Origin of the sequence: Pantoea sp. PSNIH1 (assembly GCF_007680655.1) — a bacterium.
Taxonomy (GTDB): Bacteria; Pseudomonadota; Gammaproteobacteria; order Enterobacterales; family Enterobacteriaceae; genus Pantoea; species Pantoea eucrina.
This window is the reverse complement of record NZ_VEIP01000003.1, coordinates 347511-372580: the sequence shown is the minus strand read 5'-3', so window position 1 is coordinate 372580 and position 25070 is coordinate 347511. Positions and strand designations below refer to the sequence as shown.

The 25070-nt window shown below is 57.5% G+C and carries 18 protein-coding genes; 3 read left to right on the top strand and 15 right to left on the bottom strand.

The window, feature by feature from the left end; genetic code table 11:
- Positions 1 to 196 precede the first annotated feature (196 nt).
- The 3 genes from FS690_RS11235 to cysJ are packed head-to-tail and all read right to left on the bottom strand — an operon-like array spanning position 197 to position 4457.
- Complete coding sequence (locus FS690_RS11235; protein ID WP_039379866.1) at positions 197 to 931, bottom strand: phosphoadenylyl-sulfate reductase; 735 nt, start codon at positions 929 to 931, stop codon at positions 197 to 199.
- On the bottom strand, positions 928 to 2652 hold the full coding sequence (cysI, locus tag FS690_RS11230; RefSeq protein ID WP_039379868.1) for an assimilatory sulfite reductase (NADPH) hemoprotein subunit: 1725 nt from the start codon (positions 2650 to 2652) through the stop codon (positions 928 to 930). The genes FS690_RS11235 and cysI overlap by 4 nt, the downstream gene beginning before the upstream one ends.
- Positions 2652 to 4457, bottom strand: a complete 1806-nt coding sequence (gene cysJ, locus FS690_RS11225) for an NADPH-dependent assimilatory sulfite reductase flavoprotein subunit (RefSeq protein ID WP_145339626.1) — start codon at positions 4455 to 4457, stop codon at positions 2652 to 2654. Before cysJ ends, cysI begins: the two co-directional genes overlap by 1 nt.
- Positions 4458 to 4750: 293 nt before the next feature.
- On the opposite strand from cysJ, the gene queD reads away from it, so the two are divergent.
- Together queD and FS690_RS11215 are read left to right on the top strand one after the other, a co-directional pair.
- Positions 4751 to 5113: a 6-carboxytetrahydropterin synthase QueD gene (queD, locus tag FS690_RS11220; RefSeq protein ID WP_104085513.1), complete on the top strand. Its 363-nt coding sequence runs from the start codon at positions 4751 to 4753 to the stop codon at positions 5111 to 5113.
- 249 nt (positions 5114 to 5362) lie between these two features.
- A complete protein-coding gene (locus tag FS690_RS11215) occupies positions 5363 to 5962 on the top strand; it encodes an inorganic diphosphatase (protein ID WP_108569627.1) in 600 nt (199 codons plus the stop codon).
- A 463-nt stretch (positions 5963 to 6425) separates the two neighbouring features.
- Here FS690_RS11215 and queE read toward each other — a convergent pair whose 3' ends face one another.
- The 6 genes from queE to rlmD all read right to left on the bottom strand — a co-directional run bounded on the left by queE (position 6426) and on the right by rlmD (position 14966).
- On the bottom strand, positions 6426 to 7097 hold the full coding sequence (queE, locus tag FS690_RS11210) for a 7-carboxy-7-deazaguanine synthase QueE (RefSeq protein ID WP_039379876.1): 672 nt from the start codon (positions 7095 to 7097) through the stop codon (positions 6426 to 6428).
- Positions 7098 to 7245: 148 nt separating this feature from the next.
- On the bottom strand, positions 7246 to 8544 hold the full coding sequence (gene eno, locus FS690_RS11205) for a phosphopyruvate hydratase (protein WP_065648317.1): 1299 nt from the start codon (positions 8542 to 8544) through the stop codon (positions 7246 to 7248).
- 76 nt (positions 8545 to 8620) lie between these two features.
- Entirely contained in the window at positions 8621 to 10258 is a 1638-nt protein-coding gene (gene pyrG, locus FS690_RS11200) for a glutamine hydrolyzing CTP synthase (RefSeq protein WP_071668542.1), read from the bottom strand.
- A gap of 251 nt (positions 10259 to 10509) precedes the next feature.
- On the bottom strand, positions 10510 to 11301 hold the full coding sequence (gene mazG / locus FS690_RS11195; RefSeq protein ID WP_145339625.1) for a nucleoside triphosphate pyrophosphohydrolase: 792 nt from the start codon (positions 11299 to 11301) through the stop codon (positions 10510 to 10512).
- A gap of 81 nt (positions 11302 to 11382) precedes the next feature.
- Positions 11383 to 13617, bottom strand: coding sequence for a GTP diphosphokinase (gene relA, locus FS690_RS11190; protein WP_039379884.1), 2235 nt, complete (start codon positions 13615 to 13617; stop codon positions 11383 to 11385).
- A gap of 32 nt (positions 13618 to 13649) precedes the next feature.
- Positions 13650 to 14966 carry a 23S rRNA (uracil(1939)-C(5))-methyltransferase RlmD gene (gene rlmD / locus FS690_RS11185; protein ID WP_039379887.1) on the bottom strand — a complete coding sequence of 439 codons (1317 nt, stop codon included), beginning with the start codon at positions 14964 to 14966 and terminating at the stop codon, positions 13650 to 13652.
- 82 nt (positions 14967 to 15048) lie between these two features.
- Between rlmD and barA the strand changes: the two genes are divergently transcribed.
- On the top strand, positions 15049 to 17778 hold the full coding sequence (gene barA, locus FS690_RS11180; protein ID WP_108569630.1) for a two-component sensor histidine kinase BarA: 2730 nt from the start codon (positions 15049 to 15051) through the stop codon (positions 17776 to 17778).
- A 78-nt stretch (positions 17779 to 17856) separates the two neighbouring features.
- On the opposite strand, the gene FS690_RS11175 is transcribed toward barA, so the two are convergent.
- The 6 genes from FS690_RS11175 to FS690_RS11150 form a co-directional block, all read right to left on the bottom strand.
- Entirely contained in the window at positions 17857 to 18996 is a 1140-nt protein-coding gene (locus FS690_RS11175) for a glycerate kinase (RefSeq protein WP_039379892.1), read from the bottom strand.
- A 90-nt stretch (positions 18997 to 19086) separates the two neighbouring features.
- A complete protein-coding gene (gene garR, locus FS690_RS11170; protein WP_071668545.1) occupies positions 19087 to 19971 on the bottom strand; it encodes a 2-hydroxy-3-oxopropionate reductase in 885 nt (294 codons plus the stop codon).
- Positions 19972 to 19989: 18 nt separating this feature from the next.
- Positions 19990 to 20757, bottom strand: coding sequence for a 2-dehydro-3-deoxyglucarate aldolase (garL, locus tag FS690_RS11165; RefSeq protein ID WP_039379896.1), 768 nt, complete (start codon positions 20755 to 20757; stop codon positions 19990 to 19992).
- 52 nt (positions 20758 to 20809) lie between these two features.
- Positions 20810 to 22141 carry a glucarate dehydratase gene (gene gudD / locus FS690_RS11160; protein WP_039379898.1) on the bottom strand — a complete coding sequence of 444 codons (1332 nt, stop codon included), beginning with the start codon at positions 22139 to 22141 and terminating at the stop codon, positions 20810 to 20812.
- Between the two features lie 10 nt (positions 22142 to 22151).
- A complete protein-coding gene (locus FS690_RS11155) occupies positions 22152 to 23498 on the bottom strand; it encodes an enolase C-terminal domain-like protein (protein ID WP_039379900.1) in 1347 nt (448 codons plus the stop codon).
- The gene (locus tag FS690_RS11150; protein ID WP_039379902.1) at positions 23495 to 24850 is read right to left on the bottom strand and encodes an MFS transporter; all 1356 of its coding nucleotides are present in this window, start codon (positions 24848 to 24850) and stop codon (positions 23495 to 23497) included. Before FS690_RS11150 ends, FS690_RS11155 begins: the two co-directional genes overlap by 4 nt.
- Positions 24851 to 25070 lie beyond the last annotated feature (220 nt).

The following is a 25070-nucleotide window of genomic DNA, read 5'->3' as shown; positions in this document are numbered from 1 at the left end:
TTCGCATGAGTAGTTACCAAATGGAATATAGCGCTGGCAAAGCTGATGCGTTTTTCTGCTTAAGAATTGATTTTATAACGCTTTTTCCAGGCAGCACGATTTCGGCTGTAACCAGCCGGGCATGACTTTAGGAATTAACAGAGGTGCGTGAGAGGGAAACAAAAAACAGGGCGAAAATTCGCCCTGTGGATGGTGGTTAGCCTTCGTGCAAACCGCACTCGCGCTTGAGGCCGAAGAAGCGCGTCTCTTCTTCTGCCATGCCCGGTTCCCATTTTCGCGTGGTATGGGTATCACCCACCGAAAGGTAGCCCTCATCCCACAGCGGGTGGTAGCTCAGGCCGTGCTGTTTCAGGTACTGATGCACCTGCCGGTTATCCCAGTCGATAATGGGCAGGATCTTAAAGACACCGCGCTGTACCGCCAGCACCGGCAGGCTGGCACGGCTGCCTGACTGATCGCGCCGCAGTCCGGCAAACCAGGTCTGAGCACCCAGCGTGCTCAGCGCCCGGTTCATCGGTTCCACTTTATTGAGCTGGTTATACTGCTCAATGCCGTCCACCCCCTGCTCCCACAGTTTGCCGTAGCGCGCTTCCTGCCATGCGGGCGAGGTTTCCGCGCGGAAAATCTGCAGGTTAAGGTTGAGCTTTGCCGTTAACTCATCGATAAAGCGATAGGTTTCCGGGAACAGATAGCCGGTGTCAGTAAGGATCACCGGAATATCCGGCCGCTGCTGCGTCACCATATGCAGCAGCACCGCCGCCTGGATCCCAAAACTGGATGAGAGCACAAAGGCTCCCGGCAGCTGTTCCAGCGCCCAGCTGACGCGCGCTTCAGCAGAGAGTTTCTCCAGCTGCACGTTGCTTTCAGCCAGCGCCATAATACGGTCAACTTTGCTGCCGCTGTTGAGTACGGCGAGATCGGGCAGGGTCATACAGCCTCCGCGTCCCAGAAGTCACGAGCCGGATCCGTCACCGCTTTAACGATACCGGTGCGGATCGTGAAGTCACCAAAACCTTCACCGGCCTCGCGCTCGTTTGCCCAGCGCGCCACCAGTTCATCAATCGTGGCCAGAATTTCGCTCTCGGTGATATTTTCGCGATACATACGCGGAATGCGCGTACCCACGCGGTTCCCGCCGAGATGCAGGTTGTAGCGACCCGGCGCTTTGCCAACCAGCCCCAGCTCCGCCAGCAGCGCACGACCGCAGCCGTTCGGGCAGCCGGTTACGCGCAGAACGATATGCTCTTCGCCCACGCCGTGACGATGCATGATCTCTTCGACTTTGGTAACAAATGATGGCAGGAAACGCTCCGCTTCTGCCATCGCCAGCGGACAGGTCGGAAACGCTACGCAGGCCATCGAGTTTTCACGCTGCGGCGTTACGCTTTCCATCAGGCCGTGCTCGCGGGCGATCGCTTCAATCTGCGCTTTCTGCGCCTCCGGCACGCCAGCCACAATCAGGTTCTGGTTGGCGGTGAGGCGGAAATCACCCTGGTGTACTCTGGCGATTTCAGCGATGCCGCTTTTCAGCGGACGGCCCGGGTAATCAAGCAGGCGACCATTTTCGATAAACAGCGTCAGGTGCCACTTGTTGTCGATGCCTTTAACCCAGCCGATACGATCGCCGCGGGTGGTGAATTCATACGGACGCGCCGGCGCGAAAGTCAGACCGGCACGCTTTTCCACTTCCGCTTTAAACGTCTCAACGCCCACGCGCTCAAGGGTATATTTAGTTTTAGCATTTTTGCGATCGGTGCGATTACCCCAGTCGCGCTGCGTGGTCACTACCGCGGCGGCCACATCGAGGATCTTCTCCACCGGCAGGAAACCGAACTCACTGGCGGTACGGGCGTAGGTCGCTTTATTGCCATGCTCAATAGAGAGGCCTCCCCCTACCAGCACATTGAAACCTATCAGCTTGCCGTGCTCTGCAATCGCAATGAAGTTGAGATCGTTAGCATGCAGATCGACATCATTGTGCGGCGGCACCACCACGGTGGTTTTAAACTTACGCGGCAGATAGGTTTCGCCAAGAATCGGCTCTTTATCTGTGGTCGCAACTTTTTCCTTATCCCACCAGATCTCCGCATAAGCGCGGGTCTGCGGCAGCAGGTGCTCAGAGAGCTTTTTCGCCCACTCATAAGCTTCCTGATGCAGCTCAGACTCAACCGGATTTGAGGTGCAGAGTACGTTGCGGTTAACGTCATTGGCGGTCGCCAGCGCATCGAGTCCCACTTCATGCAGCATCTGATGCGTGGGTTTCACGTTCTTTTTCAGAATACCGTGAAACTGAAACGTCTGCCGGTTCGTCAGGCGGATGCTGCCATAGAGCGTTTTTTCAGCCGCAAACTTATCAATCGCCAGCCACTGCGTCGGGGTAATGATGCCGCCCGGCAGACGGCAGCGCAGCATCATGGCGTGACGCGGCTCCAGCTTCTGCTCAGCTCGCTCGGCGCGAATATCGCGATCGTCCTGCTGATACATGCCGTGAAAGCGGATCAGCAGGAAGTTATCGCCGGTGAACCCACCGGTCAGGCCATCGTCGAGATCGTCTAAGATGGTGCCACGCAGATAGTTGCTCTCTTTTTTCAGACGCTCGGCGTCAGAAAGTTTACCTTCAACCACCAGCGGTCCAGGGTGTTTTTCGCTCATTAGTAAACGTCTCGCTGATAACGGCGCTCAATGCGCAGCTCACTTAAAAATTCATCAGCCGTTTCACGATCCATGCCGCCGTGTTCGACCACCACATCCAGTAATGCCTGCTCCACATCTTTCGCCATGCGATTCGCATCGCCACAAACGTAAAGGTGAGCGCCCTCTTCGATCCAGCGCCAGACCTCTGCGCCTTTCGCCCGGATTTTATCCTGTACATAGACTTTCTCAGCCTGATCGCGTGACCAGGCGAGATCGATATTCGTCAGCAGCCCCTGCTTAACATACTTCTGCCACTCTACCTGATAGAGAAAATCTTCGGTGAAGTGCGGGTTGCCGAAAAACAGCCAGTTTTTACCTTCGGCGCCGTCATTGTCACGCTGCTGCATAAAGGCGCGGAACGGCGCAATGCCGGTGCCCGGACCAATCATAATTACCGGTGCATCCGGATTGGCCGGCAGGCGGAAGTTATCATTGTGCTCGATAAAGACGCGAATGGCGCCCTCTTCTTCCAGACGGTCGGCAAGCCAGGTGGAGGCACCACCGCCGCGCTGACGGCCATCGATTTCATAGCGCACCGCACCCACCGTAATATGCACCTCGTTTTCGCTCTCCGCCTGGGAGGAGGCGATAGAGTAAAGACGCGGCGTCAGCGGGCGCAGTAAGCCCGTCAGCTGCTCGGCATTCAGTTCGGTGGGCGCCTGGCGCACCATATCCACAATCGGGAAGCTCTGGGCATAGCTCTGCAGCTTCTGCTTATCTTCCGTCAGCGCCAGCAGCGCCTCATTGCGCGACAGCGCAGCGTAGCGCTCCACTATCTGCGGCGTGTTGACCGTGAGTTCAAACTGCGTCTGCAGCGCTTCAGCCAGCGGCAGCGTTTTGCCCTGCACCGTTACCTGCTCATCGCCTTTCAGCCACACCAGCTGCAGCAGCTCCTGCACCAGCTCTGCATCATTCTCATACCAGACGCCCAGCGCGTCACCCGGCTGGTAACGCAGGCCGGAATCACCGAGATCGATCTCAATATGGCGCACATCTTTATCAGAGAGGCGGCCGGTGATTTTCTGATTCAGCGCAAAGCTGGCGGTCAGCGGCAGCTCTTTCGTATAAGGACTGCTATCAACCAGGTTGACGCTGCCGGCGCTGCTGGCCGCAATCTGCGCCGCAGGGGCGACCGGCACGCGCGCCTTCAGCAGATCGGTCAGCTGCAGGCGCCAGGCGCTGGCCAGCTCGCTATATTCAACGTCCGCATCGACACGATCCAGCAGGCGCTCTGCGCCCAGCTCGGCCAGACGGCTATCGAAATCTTTGCCCGCCTGGCTGAAAAATTCGTAAGAGGTGTCGCCAAGACCAAACACGGCAAACGCCGCGCCATCCATTTTCGGTGCCTTCTTCGACAGCAGGAATTTATGCAGCGCCACCGCCTCTTCCGGTGGTTCGCCTTCGCCCTGGGTCGAGGTGACGATAACCAGCAGCTTTTCCTGGCCGATCTGCTTGAACTTATAGTCGCCGGCATTAACCAGATTCACGTTCAGTTTCGCTGCCAGCAGATCATCACGCAGCTGTTCTGCCAGGCGACGCGCGTTGCCGGTTTGCGAGGCTGAAATCAGCGTGACGCCCGGGGTTTCCGCTGGCGGAGCTGCAGGTGTCGCCACCGCGCCAGGGGTCTGGTTGACCATGCCCCAGAAGTAGCCCGAAAGCCAGGCAAGCTGAGTCGTATTAAATTCCGTGGTCGCCGCCTGTAAGCGCGCAAGTTGCTCCGGAGAGAGCGGCAGCATGGAGCCTGGGGGTGCCTGAGTCGTCATCGCGTTAAAAATTCCAGTGTCAGAAGTCCGGACCGAGAAGCGGTGGAAGAGGAGGTAGGTTACCGAGCTGTATATTAACGATTAAATAAGGGTTCGACATAATAAATAACCAAAACGACTAAGCGGTTTTTCGGGTATCGCTAACCGCCAAAAGTGGTAAATTATCCCTTTGTAAAATATGGTTTTTATCTTCAGACGCGGTACAGGATCGCGTTAAATGCGCTTTTACACCCCCACGGGTGCGAAAAATCTGCTTTTGAGGTAGACTTCAGCGGTTTTTTCGTTTGAGAGTGATTATGTCTACCACGCTGTTTAAAGAGTTCCAGTTTGAAGCGGCTCACCGCTTACCTCACGTGCCTGAAGGGCACAAATGCGGTCGTCTGCACGGCCACTCCTTTCTGGTGCGACTGGAAATAACCGGTGAAGTGGATGCGTATACCGGCTGGGTTATGGATTTTGCTGAACTGAAAGCGATTTTCAGTCCGCTTTATGAGCGGCTGGATCATCACTACCTGAACGATATTCCGGGTCTGGAGAATCCCACCAGTGAAGTGCTGGCGAAGTGGATCTGGGATGAGCTTAAGCCGGTGCTGCCGGTGCTGAGCGCGGTCATGATCAAAGAGACCTGTACGGCAGGCTGCGTTTACCGCGGCTGACCAGAGCGGCCTCTTCCACGCTGCAGGTGCGCTGGCTGCCCTTCTCCACCCCCGGTTGCTTACTCATGTAAGCGCCTGAGGATGAACGCGGTTGCCGCCTTCCTGCAACGTGGAACCACAGGTGCCGCTCTCTGAACCGCTGTGATACCTGTATTAATCTTCGAACAGCCGATTACTGCTGATTCATCTCTTTGTAACGATCCCCCTCTACGTTGTTGTCTCCTCTGTTAAAGATCAAGAGAATCAACAATGAACCTTGTGAAACACCTTTCTCTGCTTGCTGTTTTTATCTCTGCCTCTGCTGCCGTTCAGGCGCAAAACGTACTTGATTTTCCCCAGCCGGAGAGTATGCCGGCGGAGTTTTATGCGGTGACAGAAATTCCGGCAGGCGGGACGATCAAATATGAAACCGATGCTAAAACCGGGTTTATCGTGGCTGACCGTTTTCAGTCTATGCCGGTCGCCTATCCCGCCAACTACGGTTCGCTGACTCAGTCACTGAGTGGCGATAACGATCCGCTGGATGTGATTTTTTACGCCCGGGCGCCGTTACAGCCCGGCACCCTGATTAAGCTGCGCGCGATTGGCGTGCTAAAGATGATTGATGGCGGTGAGGTGGATGACAAGATTGTCGCCGTGCCCGCCAGCAAAATTGATCCAACCTATGATGATATTAAAGAGATAAGCGATCTGCCGCGAATCGAACAGCAGCGGCTGGAAGCCTTTTTCCGGGTGTATAAACAGTTACCGGATGGCCGTAAGAAGGTCAAGCTCAACGGTTTTGAAGATGCCGCTAAGGCCAGAGCAGAGATTAAGCAGGCATTCGACGCATATAAAGCGAAGCAGTAGCTGACGCGGGCGCCATCAATGGCGCCCCTGCGGTAATATGCGATTCCAACACGGGCGCCATGAATGGCGCCCCTACGGTTATATTCGATTTCCATCCGGGCGCCATGAATGGCGCCCCTACGATTATATTCGATTTCCATCCGGGCGCCATTAATGGCGCCCCTACGGTAATATTTGATTTCCCACCCGGGCGCCATGAATGGCGCACACTTGCCGGTATTTGCGTAGGGGACGCATTCATGCGTCCCTGGCCGATATGCAATTCCAACACGGGCGCCATCAATGGCGCCCCTACGGCAATATTCGATTTCAACACGGGCGCCATGAATGGCGCACCTGCCGGTATGTGCGTAGGGGACGCATTAATGCGTCCCTGGCCGATGTGCGATTTCTATCCGGGCGCCATAAATGGCGCCCCTGTGGATATGTGCGTAGGGGGCGCATTGATGCGCCCTGCTGTGAATCAGGCGATATTCAGATACTTGTGCGTCTGCATAGAGAGCCGCCAGTTACGGGCGATGCAGGTTTCAATACAGAGCCGGGTTGCGGCATCGCCGCGGCTGATCGGCTGCAGCGCCACAATACGCGGTTTATCGTCATGCAGCTCCGCCAGCAGCTCATCGAGCGCCTCAACGTCACGCTCGCGCGCCACCGGATGCTTGATCTCATCCGCGCGCGTCAGCGCCTGCAGCAGCACATCGTAGCCTCCGCGCATATTCACCTTAGGTGAGACTGTAACCCAGGTTGCCGCAGAACAGTGCACCTCATGAGTGCCGCTGGTCTCGATCTGACACTGGAACCCGTGCGCTTCCAGACCCTCTGTTAGCGGACGCAGGTCAAAAATTGCCGGTTCGCCGCCGGTGATCACTACGTGGCGCGCGCTCCAGCCCTGCCGGGCGATGGTCTCAATCAGCGTGGCGGCGTCTGCACTTCCCCAGGCATCGCTCTCCACAGTTTTTACCAGAATATCACCCAGTGAGGTCTCCCGATCCGCGCGCTTCTCCCAGGTATGTTTGGTATCACACCAGCTGCATCCCACCGGACATCCCTGTAAGCGGATAAAGATAGCCGGCACGCCGGTATAAAACCCTTCGCCCTGCAGCGTCTGGAACATTTCGTTAATCGGGTAGAACATTTTTCACTCACGTCTCTCATTCGGGGCGCAGATTATGGCAGATTTTTACTGCGGCTTCACAGCCGCTTTGTGCCCTGAAAAACAAAAAGCCCCGCACTGGGCGGGGCTTCAGGCAAACCGTGCTGCACAGAGCAGCACCGGCGGGCGATTACGCCTGGCCTTTCACTTCTTTCAGACCGTTGAACGGCGCTTTCTCACCCAGCGCTTCTTCGATACGGATCAGCTGGTTGTATTTAGCTACGCGGTCAGAACGGCTCATAGAACCGGTTTTGATCTGGCCAGCTGCAGTACCTACCGCCAGGTCAGCGATAGTTGCATCTTCTGTCTCGCCTGAACGGTGAGAAATAACGGCCGTGTAGCCCGCATCTTTCGCCATCTTGATTGCAGCCAGCGTTTCGGTCAGAGAGCCGATCTGGTTGAATTTGATCAGGATAGAGTTCGCGATGCCTTTATCAATACCTTCCTTCAGGATTTTGGTATTGGTGACAAACAGATCGTCGCCCACCAGCTGGATTTTGTCGCCCAGCACTTTGGTCTGGTAAGCAAAGCCGTTCCAGTCAGACTCATCCAGACCATCTTCAATAGAGACGATTGGGTACTGTTTGGTCAGATCTTCCAGAAAGTGAGTGAACTCTTCGGAAGAGAACGCTTTGTTGCCTTCGCCAGCCAGAACATATTTGCCATCTTTATAGAATTCAGATGCGGCACAGTCCATCGCCAGGGTGATATCTTTACCCAGCTCATAGCCCGCTGCTTTTACCGCTTCAGCGATAACTGCCAGCGCTTCAGCGTTAGAGCCGAGGTTTGGCGCATAGCCACCTTCATCACCGACTGCAGTGCTCATGCCTTTGGCTTTCAGAACTTTAGCCAGGTTGTGGAATACTTCAGAACCCATACGGATGGCTTCTTTGATATTTTTCGCGCCCACAGGCTGGATCATGAACTCCTGGATATCTACGTTGTTATCCGCGTGCTCACCGCCGTTGATGATGTTCATCATTGGCAGCGGCATAGAGTATTTGCCTGGGGTGCCGTTCAGCTCAGCAATGTGTGCGTAGAGCGGCAGGCCTTTTGATGCTGCAGCAGCTTTCGCTGCGGCCAGAGAAACAGCCAGAATGGCGTTTGCACCGAAGTTGGATTTGTTATCAGTACCGTCCAGCTCGATCATGATCTTATCGATGTTCGCCTGGTCTTTGGCATCTTTGCCTTTTACCGCGTCAGCGATTGGGCCGTTAACCGCAGCAACCGCTTTGGTTACGCCTTTGCCCAGGAAGCGAGACTTATCACCGTCGCGCAGCTCCAGTGCTTCACGTGAACCGGTAGAAGCGCCTGATGGAGCCGCCGCCAGACCAACGAAACCGCCTTCCAGATGCACTTCTGCTTCTACAGTCGGGTTGCCACGGGAGTCGATGATTTCGCGACCAATGACTTTAACGATTTTGGACATTCGATTTTCCTCAGTACAAGTTAGTCAATCCTAAGACAAACAACGCGCGAAAAGTTCGCGCGTTGTTCGTAAACTCTTACTTCGCTAAACGCTTCTGGTGCTCCTGCGCGGCTTTCACAAAACCGGCAAACAGCGGATGACCATCACGCGGTGTCGATGTGAACTCCGGATGGAACTGGCAGGCCACAAACCACGGATGGTTCGGGATTTCAATAATCTCAACCAGTTGATCGTCGCCGGAACGGCCCGCAATATGCAGACCCGCCGCTTCAATCGGCTTCAGCAGCAGATTGTTGACTTCATAACGGTGACGGTGGCGCTCGGTAATCACATCAGAACCGTAGAGCTGGCGCACTTTACTTTCCGGCGTCAGCTGACACTGCTGGCTACCCAGACGCATGGTGCCGCCCAGATCGCTCTGCTCAGTACGCTGCTCAACGTTGCCATGCTCATCACGCCATTCAGTGATCAGCGCGACAACCGGGTATTTACAGTCTGGCACAAATTCGGTGGAGTTGGCGCCTTCCATCCCGGCCACATTGCGCGCGAACTCCATCAGCGCAATCTGCATGCCGAGGCAGATGCCAAGGTACGGGATGTTATTTTCACGCGCGTACTGCGCCGTCATCAGCTTGCCTTCCACGCCGCGGTAGCCGAAACCGCCGGGGATAAGAATTGCATCGAGATCTTTGAGGATCTCCACGCCGCGCGTCTCGACATCCTGCGAATCGATCAGCTTGATGTTGACGGTTACGCGGTTTTTCAGACCACCGTGCTTAAGGGCTTCAATCACTGACTTGTAGGCGTCCGGCAGCTCAACATACTTGCCGACCATACCGATAGTCACTTCCCCGCCCGGATTCGCTTCTTCATAGATAACCTGCTCCCACTCGGCAAGGTTAGCTTCCGGCGCGTTCAGACTGAAACGCTTACAGATATAGTCATCCAGACCCTGCGACTTCAGCAGGCCCGGGATTTTGTAGATGGAATCGACATCTTTCAGCGAGATAACCGCTTTTTCCGGCACGTTGCAGAACAGCGCGATTTTCGCCCGCTCGTTAGCAGGTACCGCGCGATCGGAGCGGCAGATCAGCACATCTGGCTGAATACCAATCGACAGCAGCTCTTTAACCGAGTGCTGAGTAGGCTTGGTTTTCACTTCACCCGCTGCCGCCATATATGGCACCAGCGTCAGATGCATATACATGGTGTGTTCACGGCCCACGTCTACCGCCATCTGGCGAATCGCTTCCAGGAACGGCAGGGATTCAATATCGCCTACGGTGCCACCAATCTCAACCAGCACGACATCATGACCTTCGCCACCTTCGATGATGCGCTCTTTGATGGCATTGGTAATGTGGGGGATCACCTGGATCGTGGCGCCCAGATAGTCGCCGCGACGCTCTTTGCGCAGCACTTCTGAGTAGATACGACCGGTCGTAAAGTTGTTACGACGCGACATCTTGGTACGAATGAAGCGCTCGTAGTGACCTAAATCCAGATCGGTTTCGGCCCCGTCATCGGTGACAAACACTTCACCATGCTGTGTCGGGCTCATGGTACCCGGATCAACGTTGATATACGGATCGAGTTTCATGATGGTCACATTCAGACCACGTGCTTCGAGGATAGCTGCGAGGGAGGCTGCGGCAATGCCTTTGCCCAGAGAGGAAACGACCCCGCCGGTCACAAAAATATAATTCGTTGTCATGCTGAACCTGAGAGTTTAGGTTTAAAGACGATGGAATAACCAGGACGGGAAAGCAGTATACCCGAAGTCGTCCCCAGCCACAATTGATGAATCACACCATCCTCCCGCGCCGTGCAGCGGCTAACATAGCGGATAGCCAGCCAGAAAATGTTGACGCATGTCACAAAGTTGCTGGATGGCTGAATCGAGTAAGCGCAAGCGGCTGAATTATGCACACTGCTGGAATAAACAGCAGTATGACGCTTAACAGGTTAGTGATTGTTCTCACTCAGTTTTACCTGCTGCCACGCCGCTTCCATCTGCTCCAGCGTCGCCGCAGGCATACTCAATCCCTGCGCGGTAATAATCTGCTCTACGTGGCGAAAGCGGCGTTCAAATTTGTCGTTGGCTTTCTGCAGCGCAATTTCCGCTTTGCTGCCGAGGTGGCGTGACAGATTTACCGTCGCAAACAGCAGATCGCCAATCTCCTCCTCCAGCTTGTCGCTGTCGACAGTGGCCTGCTGCGCTTCATGCATGACTTCGTCAATCTCCTCATGCACCTTATCCAGCACCGGTCCGAGGCTGTCCCAGTCAAAGCCCACGCTGCTGCAGCGCTTCTGGATTTTATGCGCCCGCATCAGCGCCGGCAGCGCGCGCGGAATATCATCCAGCGCCGAGTGCTGCGCTTTCGCCGCGCGTTCATCCTGTTTGATCGCTTCCCAGTTCTGCAACACCTCTGCGGCGCTCTCAGCCTCGGCGCTGCCAAAGATATGCGGATGACGGCGTTCAAGCTTGTCGCTGATTGCGTCGCAGATATCGTCGAAGTTAAAACGCCCCTCTTCCTCTGCCATGCGGGCATAAAACACAATCTGAAACAGCAGATCGCCCAGCTCATCGCGCAGATCGGTAAAGTCTTCCCGCTGAATAGCGTCAAGCACTTCGTATGTCTCTTCCAGCGTATAGGGAGCAATCGTGGCAAAGGTCTGCTGGCGATCCCACGGGCAGCCGCGCGCCGGATCGCGCAGGGTTTGCATCAGGCTAAGCAGACGGTTCAGGGCAGTCATGAAAAATCCTCAAACAACGGTATAAAAAGGGCCGCCGTAAAAGGCGACCCTGAAGAGCAGCGGGCCAGTGCCGGCTGCGCGTTAATTCAAACGACGCGCGTCGATAATATCTGGCACCTGATTAAGCCGCGCCAGCACGCGCCCCAGCACCTGCTGGTTGTAGATCTCAATATCCATATCAATGGTCGCCAGCTGTTTTCTGGTATCGCTGCGGCTGGAGACGCCCAGTACATTGACCTTTTCATTCGCCAGTATGGTCGTGATATCACGCAGCAGGCCGCTGCGGTCGTTGGCGGTAACGCGCACCACCAGCGAATAGCCGCTGGAGTAGCTCTCCCCCCAGACGGCATCAACGATACGCTCTGGCGCATGAGAGATCAGTTCACTGAGCTGATCGCAGTCGGCGCGGTGAATCGAGATGCCGCGACCCTGAGTAATAAAGCCGGTGATATCGTCGCCGGGAATAGGCTGGCAGCAGCGGGCAATGTGATGCATCAGGTTTCCCACCCCCTCCACCACCACGCGACCGCTCTCTTTACGGGCGTTTGAGGCGTGATGCGACTTCTGCGTCAGCTGACGCAGCGCTTCACGATCTTCCTCTTCAGCGCTCGGTTTATTGAGCTTTGCCTGCAGGAAGTTAATCATCTGATTGAGACGAATATCGCCGCCGCCAATCATTGCGAGCAGCTCATCCTGCGAGCCAACGTTGTAGCGCGGCAGCAAAATCTTCTCCGCCTCGCGCATGCTGATATCGAGCTGGCTCAGCTCGTTATCGAGGATCTGGCGGCCCGCCACGATATTTTTATCGCGATCCTGCTTACGGAACCAGGCGTGTACCTTGGAGCGCCCGCGGCTGGTCGTGATGTAGCCCAGATTCGGGTTGAGCCAGTCGCGGCTTGGATTGGGCTGCTTCTGGGTGATGATCTCGATCTGATCGCCCATCTGCAGCTGATAGGTAAAAGGCACAATGCGGCCGCTGATCTTCGCCCCGATACAGCGATGGCCAATATCGCTGTGAATGTGATAGGCAAAGTCGAGCGGCGTGGAGCCGGCGGGCAGATCCACCACATCGCCTTTTGGCGTAAAGACGTAAACGCGATCGTCGAAGACCTGACTGCGAACCTCCTCCAGCATTTCACCGGAATCCGCCATCTCTTCCTGCCAGGTAATCAGCTTGCGCAGCCAGGCGATACGCTCTTCGTGTCCGGCAGCCCCGCGCGAGTTGCTGACGCCCGGGCCCTCTTTATATTTCCAGTGCGCCGCCACGCCAAGTTCGGCATCTTCATGCATCTGACGGGTGCGGATCTGAATCTCAACGGTTTTGCCCTGCGGCCCCAGCACCACGGTATGAATGGACTGATAGCCATTGGGCTTAGGGTTTGCGACATAATCGTCAAATTCGCTCGGCAGATGCCGGTAGAGGGTGTGCACCGTACCGAGTGCGCCATAACAGTCCTGCAAACGCTCTGCCACGATGCGTACCGCGCGCACGTCGAACAGCTCATCAAACGCCAGCGACTTTTTCTGCATCTTGCGCCAGATGCTGTAGATATGTTTCGGCCGCCCGTAGACTTCTGCCCGCACGCCCTCTTTCTGCATCTCCTGACGCAGGTTGGTCACAAAGTTATCGATATATTGTTCACGATCGATGCGCCGCTCATGCAGCAGCTTCGCGATGCGTTTATATTCATCCGGATGCAGATAGCGGAAGCAGTAATCTTCGAGCTCCCACTTCAGCTGGCCGATACCGAGCCGGTTAGCCAGCGGCGCATAGATGTTCGTGCTCTCTTTTGCCGCCAGCACGCGTTCATCTTCTGGCGCATCTTTCATCTCACGCAGATGCGCAATCCGCTCGGCCAGCTTGATGACCACGCAGCGGAAATCTTCCACCATCGCGAGCAGCATACGGCGGACATTGTCCACCTGGGCTGAAGCCATAGAGTCATTATGAATCGCTTTCAGCTGGCGAATGGCATCCATGTCGCGTACGCCGTGCACCAGGGAGACAATCCCTTTGCCAAACGCCTGCTCCAGCTTCTCCTCACTGACCACCTCTGCGTTGGCCAGCGGAAACAGCAGCGCTGCGCACAGGCTATCGCAATCCATACTGAGCATAGTGAGGATTTCCACCATCTCAATACCGCGCCACAGCAGCAGAGTCTGATCGGGGTGCTCGCGCGTTTCGGCTTCACAGTAGCGCCAGGTCTCTGCCAGCCGCTCACAGGATTGGGGATTGCTAATCGTCAGGCTGGCAATCCACTGATCGAGGGCAAACTCCCCTGCCGTATTTAAATGCGCACTTCTGACCGCAACCATATCCTCTCCTGCCACAGCGACATAACTGTCGCTTATGTTTTGCTGAACAACACCATGGATTCGAGATGACTGGTATGTGGGAACATATCCAGCATCGCGACCCTTTCCAGATGGTAGCCCGCGGACAGCAGTACCTGACTGTCGCGCGCAAGTGTCACCGGGTTACAGGAAACATAGACCACGCGTTCTGGCGCAAGTTTAACAATATGCGACATCACGCCCGCCGCCCCGGCTCGCGCCGGATCCAGTAACACCTTATTAAATCCCTGCGCCGCCCACGGCTGACGCGAAACATCCTCTTCCAGATTATGCTGGAAAAAGCGTACATTACTTAGATTGTTAAGCGCGGCATTATACTCTGCCTGCTTAACTAATGCTGCAACCCCCTCCACACCTACAACATTTTGTACAGATTTCCCTGCCGGCAGGGTGAAATTCCCCATGCCGCAGAAAAGATCCAGCAGGCTGTCATCGGGTTGCAGATCGAGCCACGCCAGCGCTGTTGCCACCATCTGCTGATTAACGCGATCGTTAACCTGAATAAAGTCCTGTGGACTAAAGGTTAGCGTTAAATCCTGCGAGCGGTAGTAAGGCATGCTGCTGTTAATCGCCTGCAGCTCATCGCTGCCGTCAGCCAGATACAGCATCAGCGAGTGCTGATGCGAAAAGCGTTCCAGGTCTGCGCGATCGCGCGCAGAAAGCGCGTCGAGATGACGCAGCACCATCAGCGGGCCGTTGTCTGCCAGCACCAGCTCTGCATGCCCCAGCCGCCTTACCCCCTGCAGCGCGCTCAGGCAGTGGTGCAGCGGCTGCAGCAACGCTTCAAGTTCGGGCACCAAAACAGGGCACTGCTGCAGGGGCACCAGCGCATGACTGGCCGCCTGGCGAAATCCCATCACCAGCCGCTGCTGCTTCGGCTGCCACTGCAGTCCGAGCCGGGCGCGCCGGCGATAGCCCCAGCTATTGCCGCGGATAATCTCCTCAACGGCCACCGGAGAAGCGGCGTCGCGGCTCAGCAGACGGCTCAGCGCGTGCGCCTTGCTGCTCTCCTGCAGTGCAACGGCAGCGTGCTGCTGCTGGCAGCCACCGCAGACGCCAAAATGGCGGCAGCGCGGTATTTCCCGCTGCGGACTGGGCTGTGCGATCTTTATCGCTTTACCGCGGGCAAACTGCCGTTTATCTTCCAGCAGCGTAACCTCTGCCTGTTCGCCCGGCAGCGCACCGCTGATAAACAGGGTTTTCCCCTGATAGCGTGCCACGCCCTGGCCGAACGGATCGAGCTCATCGACCGTGACGGCGATCCGCTGCTTTGTCGTCGGCCGCTGTTTTGCGGCGTAAAATTGCGCCATAGTAATCGTATTCTCTTTTAATCAGGTTGTGCCGCCCGCCACGACGCGTGCACAGGAACACGGCAATCGCCAGGGCATCGTGATGACCAAATACAGCCTGCGGGCGCGGATGATGATTTTAATACTGGCGCCAACGCTGCTGATTGGTCTGCTGCTCAGCACCTTTTTTGTCGTCCACCGCTATAACGAACTGCAGCGCCAGGTTTTTGACGCCGGCGCAAATATTATCGAACCTCTGGCGGTATCCAGTGAGTATGGGATGAGCTGGCACGATCGCGCTGCGATCCACGAGCTGGTCAGCCTGCTGCACCGGCGCCATTCCGATATTGTCCGTGCCATTACGGTTTTCGACAACCAGAATCGCGTTTACGCCACATCCAACAGTAAGCAGAACCTGGCGCTGCTGCAAAAAGAGGATATGACGCAGCTGCGCGAGGGCGTAACGCATGAACGCCAGGGTAACCTGCTGGTGCTGCGCACGCCGATTATATCTGAACGCTACTCCGCTGATGAGCAGCCGGATGAACAGACCAAACCCGACGGTAATCCCCTGGGCTATGTCGCCATTGAGCTGGATCTGCAGTCGGTACGGCTGGCGCAGTATAAAGAGGTATTTGTCGCAACGCTGCTGCTGCTGTTCTGCCTCTGCCTCGCCATGCTGTTCGCCTATCGTCTGATGCGCGATGTGACCGGCCCGATACGCAATATGGTAGCCACCGTGGATCGCATCCGGCGCGGCCAGCTCGACAGCCGGGTGGAAGGCTATATGCTGGGCGAGCTCAGCATGCTTAAAAACGGTATCAACGCGATGGCGATGTCGCTGACCGCCTACCATGAAGAGATGCAGCAAAATATTGACCAGGCCACCTGGGATCTGCGCGAAACGCTGGAGCAGCTGGAGATTCAGAACGTCGAGCTGGATCTGGCGAAGAAACGCGCTCAGGAGGCGGCCCGCATTAAATCTGAGTTTCTGGCAAATATGTCTCACGAGCTGCGTACGCCGCTCAACGGCGTGATCGGCTTCAGCCGCCAGATGCTGAAAACCAGCCTGAGCACCAGCCAGCGCGACTATATGAGTACGATTGAGCGCTCCGCCAATAATCTGCTGAGTATTATCAACGATGTGCTGGATTTCTCGCGTCTGGAATCGGGCAAGCTGGTGCTGGAATCTATTCCTTTTCCGCTGCGCGCCACGCTGGATGAGACGCTGGTGCTGCTGGCGCCCTCCGCGCATGAGAAAGGGCTGGAGATCACCGTCTGCCTGCAAAACAGCGTGCCTGACAACGTTATCGGCGATCCGCTGCGGCTGCAGCAGATCCTGATCAACCTGATAGGTAACGCCATCAAGTTTACCGAGCAGGGGCATATCGACCTGCGCGTTGAGCTGCAGCATCTCAGCGCCACGCAGGCGGAACTGGAGATCCAGGTGCATGACACCGGTATCGGCATTCCGGAAATGCAGCAGCCGCAGCTGTTTCAGGCGTTTCGCCAGGCGGATGCCAGCATTACCCGCCGACACGGCGGCACGGGACTTGGGCTGGTGATCACCCAGAAGCTGGTGCAGGAGATGGGCGGCGAAATCGCTTTTCACAGCCAGCCCGATCGGGGGTCGGTTTTCCGGGTGCGCGTCCGGCTCAATCTTAACCCGAATGCCCCTACTATTCCGCGCGTGCTGGATGACCTGCACGCCACAACGCTGGCCTATGTCGAGCCCCATCCGGCAGTGGCGCGCGTGGTGCAGGAGATGCTCAGTATCACCCCGCTCAGGGTAGAATATTATCCCAGCCTGGCTGCGCTGCCGGAACGCCACTATCCTCTGCTGCTGGTGGGAATGCCGGTCGCTAAGCCGCACCCGGCAACGCTGACCGATACGGAGATCCAGCAGCTGTGCGATCGCGCGGATGCCGTACTGCTGGCGCTGCCGAGTGAGATGATGCTGTTTGCCGACGATCTGCGTGCGCGGGGCATTGCCGGCTGTATCGCAAAACCGGTTTCGCTGACGCGCTTTATCCCGCTGCTGCTGGATATCGGCAGCCGTCAGCACCGCCTGATCTCCCCGCTGCCGCGCCAGCCGCTGACGGTGATGGCGGTGGATGACAACCCGGCTAACCTCCGGCTTATCGGCGCGCTGCTGGAGGAGCAGGTTGAAAATATCATTCTGTGTGACAACGCAGAGCAGGCCATACACGCCGCACAGCAGCAGCGGCTGGATGTGATCCTGATGGATATACAGATGCCCGATATCGACGGTATTCAGGCCAGCGAGATTATCCGGCGCCTGCCGCTGCACGCCAGCACGCCAATCGTTGCGGTAACGGCGCACGCACTGGATGGCGAGCGCGAGCAGCTGATTGCCGCCGGCATGAATGACTATCTGGCAAAACCGATTGATGAAACCCGCCTGGCTCAGCTGCTGCAGCGCTATCTGCCGGTTGCGCCCGCCTCTCAGCCGCCCGCGGTGGGAGTTGCCGTCTCGCTTGACTGGTCACTGGCGCTGCGTCAGGCGGCCGGCAAACCGGCCCTGGCGCGCGATCTGCTACAGATGCTGCTCGATTTCCTGCCCGAGGTGGAGGCGCGCGTGGCGCACTGTATGGCTGAAGGTGACGTAAACGGGCTGCGTGAAATTATTCACAAGCTGCACGGAAGCGCCAGTTACAGCGGTGTCCCGCGCCTGAAACAGCTCTGCCAGCAGCTGGAAGGCAGCCTGCACCAGGCGAGTGATATTGCCGCGCTGGAGCCGGAACTGCTGGAGCTGAGTGATGAGATGGCCAACGTTGCGCGCGAGGCGCGTAAGCGGCTGGCGCTGGCGTAAAATGGCGTGTCAGAACGATCTTTATGGCGACGCCCATACCGGCCTTAGCCGCCGGGCCGCCGCGCATCGCGGTCCGGCCTACAGCCCTTTGCCTATCCTGATGGCTGCCGCAACGTTACGCGCCGTCAGGCGCACATTCTGTTCCGCACTGGCCAGCGCCTCTTCCAGAGAACAGATGCTGAACAGTACGCTGTAGACCGCATCAAGGCCGTGAGCGTGTACAACCCCCACGTCAGAGGTCAGGCTACCGGCAATACCAATCACCGGCTTATTAAACTGTTTGGCAACCCGCGCCACGCCGATTGGCACCTTGCCATTCACAGACTGACTGTCGATGCGCCCTTCCCCCGTGATCACCAGATCGGCATCTTTGACCTGCTCCGCCAGCCCGAGCGCCTCCGTCACAATCTCAATGCCGCTGCGCAGCTCAGCCTGACAGAATGCGTGCAGCGCCGCACCCATACCGCCCGCCGCGCCGCCGCCCGCAATATGCAGCACGTCGATATCCAGATCGCGCTGAATAAGCGAAGCGTAGTGGGCCAGCGCCCGATCCAGCTGCGCGATTTGTGCCGGAGTGGCGCCCTTCTGCGGGCCAAACACCGCCGAAGCGCCTTTTTCCCCGGTCAGCGGATTGGTGACATCGCAGGCGACCTCAAAGCGGCACGCTTTGATTCGCGCATCCACTCCGCTGATATCGATCTGCGCCAGCTGCGCCAGCGCCGCGCCGCCAGGCGCCAGATCGCGGCCGGCGCTGTCCAGCAGCCGGGCGCCCAGCGCCTGTATCATTCCGGCACCGCCATCGTTGGTGGCGCTGCCGCCTATGCCAATGATGATGTGCTCTACGCCGCGATCGAGCGCGTTTTTGATCAGCTCACCGGTGCCCCACGACGTGGTGATCAGCGCATTGCGCTGCGCCACCGGCACAAGTTCCAGGCCGCTGGCGGCAGCCATCTCAATAAACGCGGTGCGCTCATCCCCCGACAGGCCATAAAACGCCGCCACCGGCTCGCCCAGCGGGCCGGTTGCGGTTAGCCGGACAAGCGTACCGCTGGTGGCGGCCACCATGGCCTCAACGGTGCCCTCACCGCCGTCGGCAACCGGGATTTTGACATACTCGGCGGCCGGGAAAACCTCGCGGAAACCCGCTTCAATTGCGGCAGCCACATTCAGGGCAGACAGACTCTCTTTATATGAATCGGGTGCGATGACAATTTTCATAGGCAATCCAGGCGCGATGGGTAACGTAACGGTATGCTGCTTTGCTCACGCAGCCTGTTCTCCGGCCTCCGCAGACGCCGGAGAGCGGCTTTACCGGGCGATCTCAACCTGCGCTAACTTCTCATAATAGCAAGCCAGCGCGCTGTGGTCGGCGGAGCCCTGACCGCTGGTTTTCAGCGCCTGCATCATCTCCATCACCGCGGCCGTCAGCGGCAGATGCGCGCCAATGCCGTGTGACGTATCCAGCGCATTGGCTAAATCCTTGATATGCAGGTCGATACGGAAACCGGGTTTGAAGTTGCGATCCAGCACCATGGGTGCTTTGGCATCAAGCACGGTGCTGCCCGCCAGGCCGCCGCGGATCGCCTGATAAACCAGCTCCGGATTCACGCCCGCCTTGGTTGCCAGCGAGAGCGCTTCAGACATCGCTGCAATGTTCAGCGCCACAATCACCTGATTTGCCAGCTTGGTCACGTTACCGGCGCCGATATCACCGGTATGCACCACCGAGCCTGCCATCGCTTTCATAATCTCAAAGCATTGGTCGAAGATCGCTTTATCGCCACCCACCATCACCGACAGTGTGCCCTCGATCGCTTTTGGCTCACCGCCGCTGACCGGCGCATCAAGCATACGGATCCCTTTTTCTGCCAGCGCGTCGTGGATCTCACGACTGGCCAGCGGGGCAATAGAACTCATATCAATCACAATCAGGCCAGGTTTTGCACCTTCAATGATGCCGCCCGCGCCCAGGCAGACTTCCTGCACCTGCGGCGAGTTAGGTACCATGGTGATCACCACATCAACCTGTTCTGCTACCTCTTTGGGCGTTTTTGCTATCGTCGCGCCCAGTTCGGCCAGTTCTGCCTCATTGCCTGCGTTGTGATCGCGCACCACCAGCGTGTAACCCGCTTTGACCAGGTTTTTACTCATCGGTTTGCCCATAATACCGAGGCCGATAAATCCAATTTTCATTGCCTTCCCCTTTCTGCGTTACAGTTTAAATTTGTTGCACAGCGCCTGCGTGGCGTTGCGGAAAACCCCGAGATCGCTGCCGACGGCAACAAAGGTGGCGCCCCATTCCAGATAGCGCCGCGCGTCCGCTTCTACCGGTGCCAGAATGCCGCACGGCTTGCCTGCGGCTTTGGCGCGTTCAAACAGGTACTGAATAACTTTCAGCACCTCAGGATGCGCAGGCTGGCCCAGGTATCCCAGCGCGGCTGAGAGATCGCCCGGACCGACAAAAATCCCGTCCACGCCGTCAACGGCGGCGATCGCATCGATGTTATCTACCGCCTGCTGCGTTTCGATCTGCACCATCAGCGTGATGTTGTCGTTAATCGTGGCGTTATAGTCCGGCAGCGTGCCGTACATATTGCTGCGGTGCGAAACTGACACGCCGCGGATGCCCGCTGGCGGGTAGCGGGTTGAGGCAACGGCGCGGCGCGCCTCCTCTTCCGTCTCCACAAAGGGGATCAGGAAGTTATAGAAGCCGATATCGAGCAGGCGTTTAATGATCACCGGCTCATTGCACGGCGGACGCACGACCGCAGCGCTGCTGCTGCCTTTCAGCGCCATCAGCTGCGGTACAAACGTGGTGATGTCGTTGGGCGCATGTTCGCCGTCCAGCACCAGCCAGTCGAAGCCTGCCAGCCCCAGCACTTCAGTAGTCAGCGGACTGGCAAGGGCGCACCAGCTGCCTATCAGGGTCTCTCCTGCCAGCAGGCGGCGGCGAAATGTATTTGGCCAGGCATTACTCATTCTGTTTACTCCTGTATATGACGGCAGGCCCCCTTTCAGGGAGCCTGAAGCGTTAGCGCACCAGGCAGGGACGCTTATTATCAAAAGTCCAGTCCGGTACCAGGAACTGCATCGCCTGAGCGTCGTCACGCGCGCCCAGCCCATGTTTCTGATACAGCGCGTTTGCCTGCATCACCTGGTCCATATCCAGCTCCACGCCAAGCCCCGGCTTCTGCGGTACCTGCACCATGCCGCCTTTAATGACAAACGGCTCTTTGGTCAGGCGCTGATTACCCTCCTGCCAGATCCAGTGGGTGTCGATAGCGGTAATCGCGCCCGGCGCGGCGGCGGCAACGTGGGTAAACATCGCCAGCGAAATATCAAAATGGTTATTGGAGTGCGAACCCCAGGTGAGGCCAAAGTCGTGGCACATCTGCGCCACGCGCACGGAACCCTGCATGGTCCAGAAGTGCGGATCGGCCAGCGGAATATCCACCGACTGCAGCGATAGCGTGTGGCCCATCTGCCGCCAGTCGGTGGCGATCATATTGGTTGCGGTCGGCAGCCCGGTGGCGCGGCGGAACTCCGCCATTACCTCGCGGCCGGAGTAGCCCTGCTCCGCGCCACAGGGATCTTCTGCATAGGCGAGCACGCCCTTCAGCTGTTTGCCCAGCAGGATGGCCTCATTCAGCGACCAGGCGCCGTTGGGATCGAGCGTGATGCGCGCCTCCGGAAAGCGTCTGGCGAGTGCGGTAACCGCCTCAGCCTCTTCGCCGCCGCGCAGCACGCCGCCTTTGAGTTTGAAATCGTTGAAGCCATATTTCTCATACGCGGCCTCTGCCAGTCGCACGACCGCATCTGGCGTAAGCGCCTCTTCATGGCGCAGGCGATACCAGTCGCACGGATCGCGCTCCTGGCTCTGGTAGGCGAGCGAGGTCTTGCGGCGATCGCCAATATAGAAGAGGTAGCCAAGCATCTCCACGCGGTCGCGCTGCTGGCCATCGCCCAGCAGCGACGCGACGTTTACGCCCAGATGCTGCCCGAGTAAATCGAGCAGCGCCGCTTCGATACCGGTTACCACATGGATAGTCGTGCGCAGGTCAAACGTCTGGCTGCCGCGCCCGCCAGCATCGCGGTCAGCAAAGGTGCTCCGCACCAGGTTGAGAATATTTTTATATTCGCCGACGGTTTTTTCGATCACCAGCGCGGCGGCATCCTCCAGCGTCTGACGGATCTTTTCTCCGCCCGGTATCTCGCCCACGCCGGTATGCCCGGCGTTATCTTTAATGATCACAATATTGCGGGTAAAAAATGGCGCGTGCGCCCCGCTCAGGTTGAGCAGCATGCTGTCGTGTCCGGCAACCGGAATAACCTGCATAGCGACGATTTTAGGGGTCTGACTCATTTCCTGCTCCTTATGTAGGACGGCGCCCAAATGCCGGACGCTTGCGATCAAATGACCAGCCGGGTACCAGATACTGCATCGCGGTGGCGTCGTTGCGCGCGCCGGCCGGCAGTGACTTATAGAGTTCGTGCGCCTGCTGCAGGCGGTCCCGATCCAGCTCAATACCCAGCCCCGGTTTATCCGGCACGGCAATTTTGCCGTTGCGGATCTGCAGCGGCTCGCGCGTCAGGCGCTGATCGCCCTCCTGCCAGATCCAGTGCGTGTCAATCGCGGTTGGCTTGCCCGGGGCGGCGGCGCCCACGTGGGTGAACATCGCCAGCGAGATATCGAAATGGTTATTGGAGTGGCAGCCCCATGTGAGTCCCCATTCGTCGCAGAGCTGCGCCACGCGCACTGCGCCGCTCAGGGTCCAGAAGTGAGGATCGGCCAGCGGAATATCGACCGCGTTGAGCATCACGGCGTGGTTCATTTCACGCCAGTTGGTTGCGATCATATTGGTGGCAACCGGCAGCCCGGTGGCGCGGCGAAACTCCGCCATCACTTCACGGCCGGAGTAACCCTGTTCCGCGCCGCAGGGATCTTCTGCATAGCTCAGCACATCCTGCAGGCCTTTACAGAGTCCGATCGCCTCATCCAGATGCCAGGCGCCATTAGGGTCGACGGTAATGCGCGCCTCCGGGAAGCGCTGCTTCAGCGCCACCGCCGAGGCGATCTCCTCTTCACCCGGCAGCACGCCGCCTTTGAGTTTGAAATCTTTGAAACCATATTTATCCTGCGCCGCCTCTGCCAGACGCACCACCGCCTCCGGCGTCAGCGCCTCCTCATGCCGCAGCCGGTACCAGTCGTGGCTGGCGGCATCACCGCTGCGATACGGCAGATCGGTTTTATGACGATCGCCGATATAAAACAGATAGCCGAGCACGGTGACCTCATCGCGCTGCTGGCCCGGTCCGAGCAGCTCTGCCACCGGTACGCCCAGATGCTGCCCCAGCAGATCCAGCAGCGCCGCCTCCAGCGCGGCTACTGCGTTTACGCGCAGTTCGAAGGTCCAGGCGCCATTGCCAAAAGTGTCAAAATCCGCTGACTGATTGCCCTTATGCACCTGCTGCACCAGCCGGTTCATACGCGCAATCTGCTGCCCTTTGACCTGGGGTACTGCCGCCAGCAGCGTCTGATAAATTGTATCGCCGCCCGGCGCCTCGCCCAGTCCGGTATGGCCGGCGCTGTCGGTCAGCACCACAATATTGCGCGTGAAGCAGGCGTTATGCGCGCCGCCAATGTTAAGCAGCATACTGTCGTAACCGGCAACCGGGATCACCTGCATGTCAGTGATGACAGGCGTACTTTGCGTACTCATTTCGGCTCCTTATACGGTTTCAGCTCAACGCGTTTAATGTCACCGGTAATAAACAGAAAACTAAAGGCGGCGACAAAAGCGTGGATCCCGACATATACCAGCGCGCCCTCAAACGATCCGCTGGTGGCGATGATGTAACCAATCGCGATAGGCGTAACGATACCGGAGAAGTTGCCGAACATATTGAACAGACCACCGCTCAGGCCACTGATCTCTTTCGGTGCCGTGTCGGCCATCACCGCCCAGCCCAGCGCACCAATGCCTTTTCCGAAGAACGCCAGCGCCATGAACAGCACCACAACCCATTCGGTTTCGGTGTAGTTACACATCACCATGCTGATGGAGAGCAGCATGCCGATAACGATTGGCGTTTTACGGGCAATATTGAGTGAGCCGGTTTTGCGCATCAAATAGTCGGAGATCACGCCGCCCAGCACGCCGCCGAGGAAGCCGCAAATCGCCGGAACGGAGGCGATAAAGCCCGCTTTCAGAATCGACATGCCGCGTGCCTGTACCAGATAGACCGGAAACCAGGTAATAAAGAAGTAGGTCAGCGCGTTGACGCAATACTGGCCAAGATAGATGCCCCACATCATGCGGGTAGAGAGCAGCTGTTTGATCTGATCCCACTTTTCACCGCGGCTGACTTTGCGATCGGCTTTTTTCGCATCCATATTGATCAGCGCGCCGCCCTGCTCCATGTACTCCAGCTCCGCCTTATTCACGCCGGGGTGGTTGTTGGGATCGTGCATCACTTTGAGCCAGATAAAGCTCAGGATGATGCCCAGCCCGCCCATAAACCAGAACACGTGCGCCCAGCCAACTTCAGAGACCAGCCAGCCCATGATGGGCGCGAAGATCACCGTGGCGAAGTATTGTGCAGAGTTAAAGATGGCGACCGCCGTTCCGCGCTCCTGTGCCGGGAACCAGGCCGCGACAATACGGCTGTTACCAGGGAAGGAAGGCGCTTCAGCCAGACCGACCAAAAAGCGCAGCAGGAACAGTGAAATCACAATGCCAAAGCCGCTGAAGAGATCAACAAAGCCCTGCAGCAGAGTAAACAGCGACCAGAGGAAAATACTCCAGAAGTAGACACGCTTGGATCCAAAGCGATCCAGCAGCCATCCACCCGGGATCTGTCCGATCACATAGGCCCATGAGAAGGCGGAAAAGATATAGCCCAGCCCGACAGAGTCGAGACCGATATCTTTGGACATCGCCGATCCGGCAATGGAAATGGTGGCGCGGTCGCCGTAGTTGAATGAGGTGACGATAAATAACATCACCACGATCCAGTAGCGGGCATTGGTACGTTTCTGCACCGCCTCTGCCGTCTGGCTGTAACTATTCATGATGCACTCCTGAAATATAGCGAACGCTACATTCACTCTGACTGCATACACATCGCGTTGGGTATCAGAATGATGTCGGGTTAAACACGGCGATTGTTGTTATGGCGAACGTTGATGCGTCGTGACAGGTAACCAAACCTCTAAGAACGGAAATCAGTATAAAAACAGCCAGCGGCTGAAACACTGGAAGAAAGCCCGACAATTCAGTCAAAACAAAAAA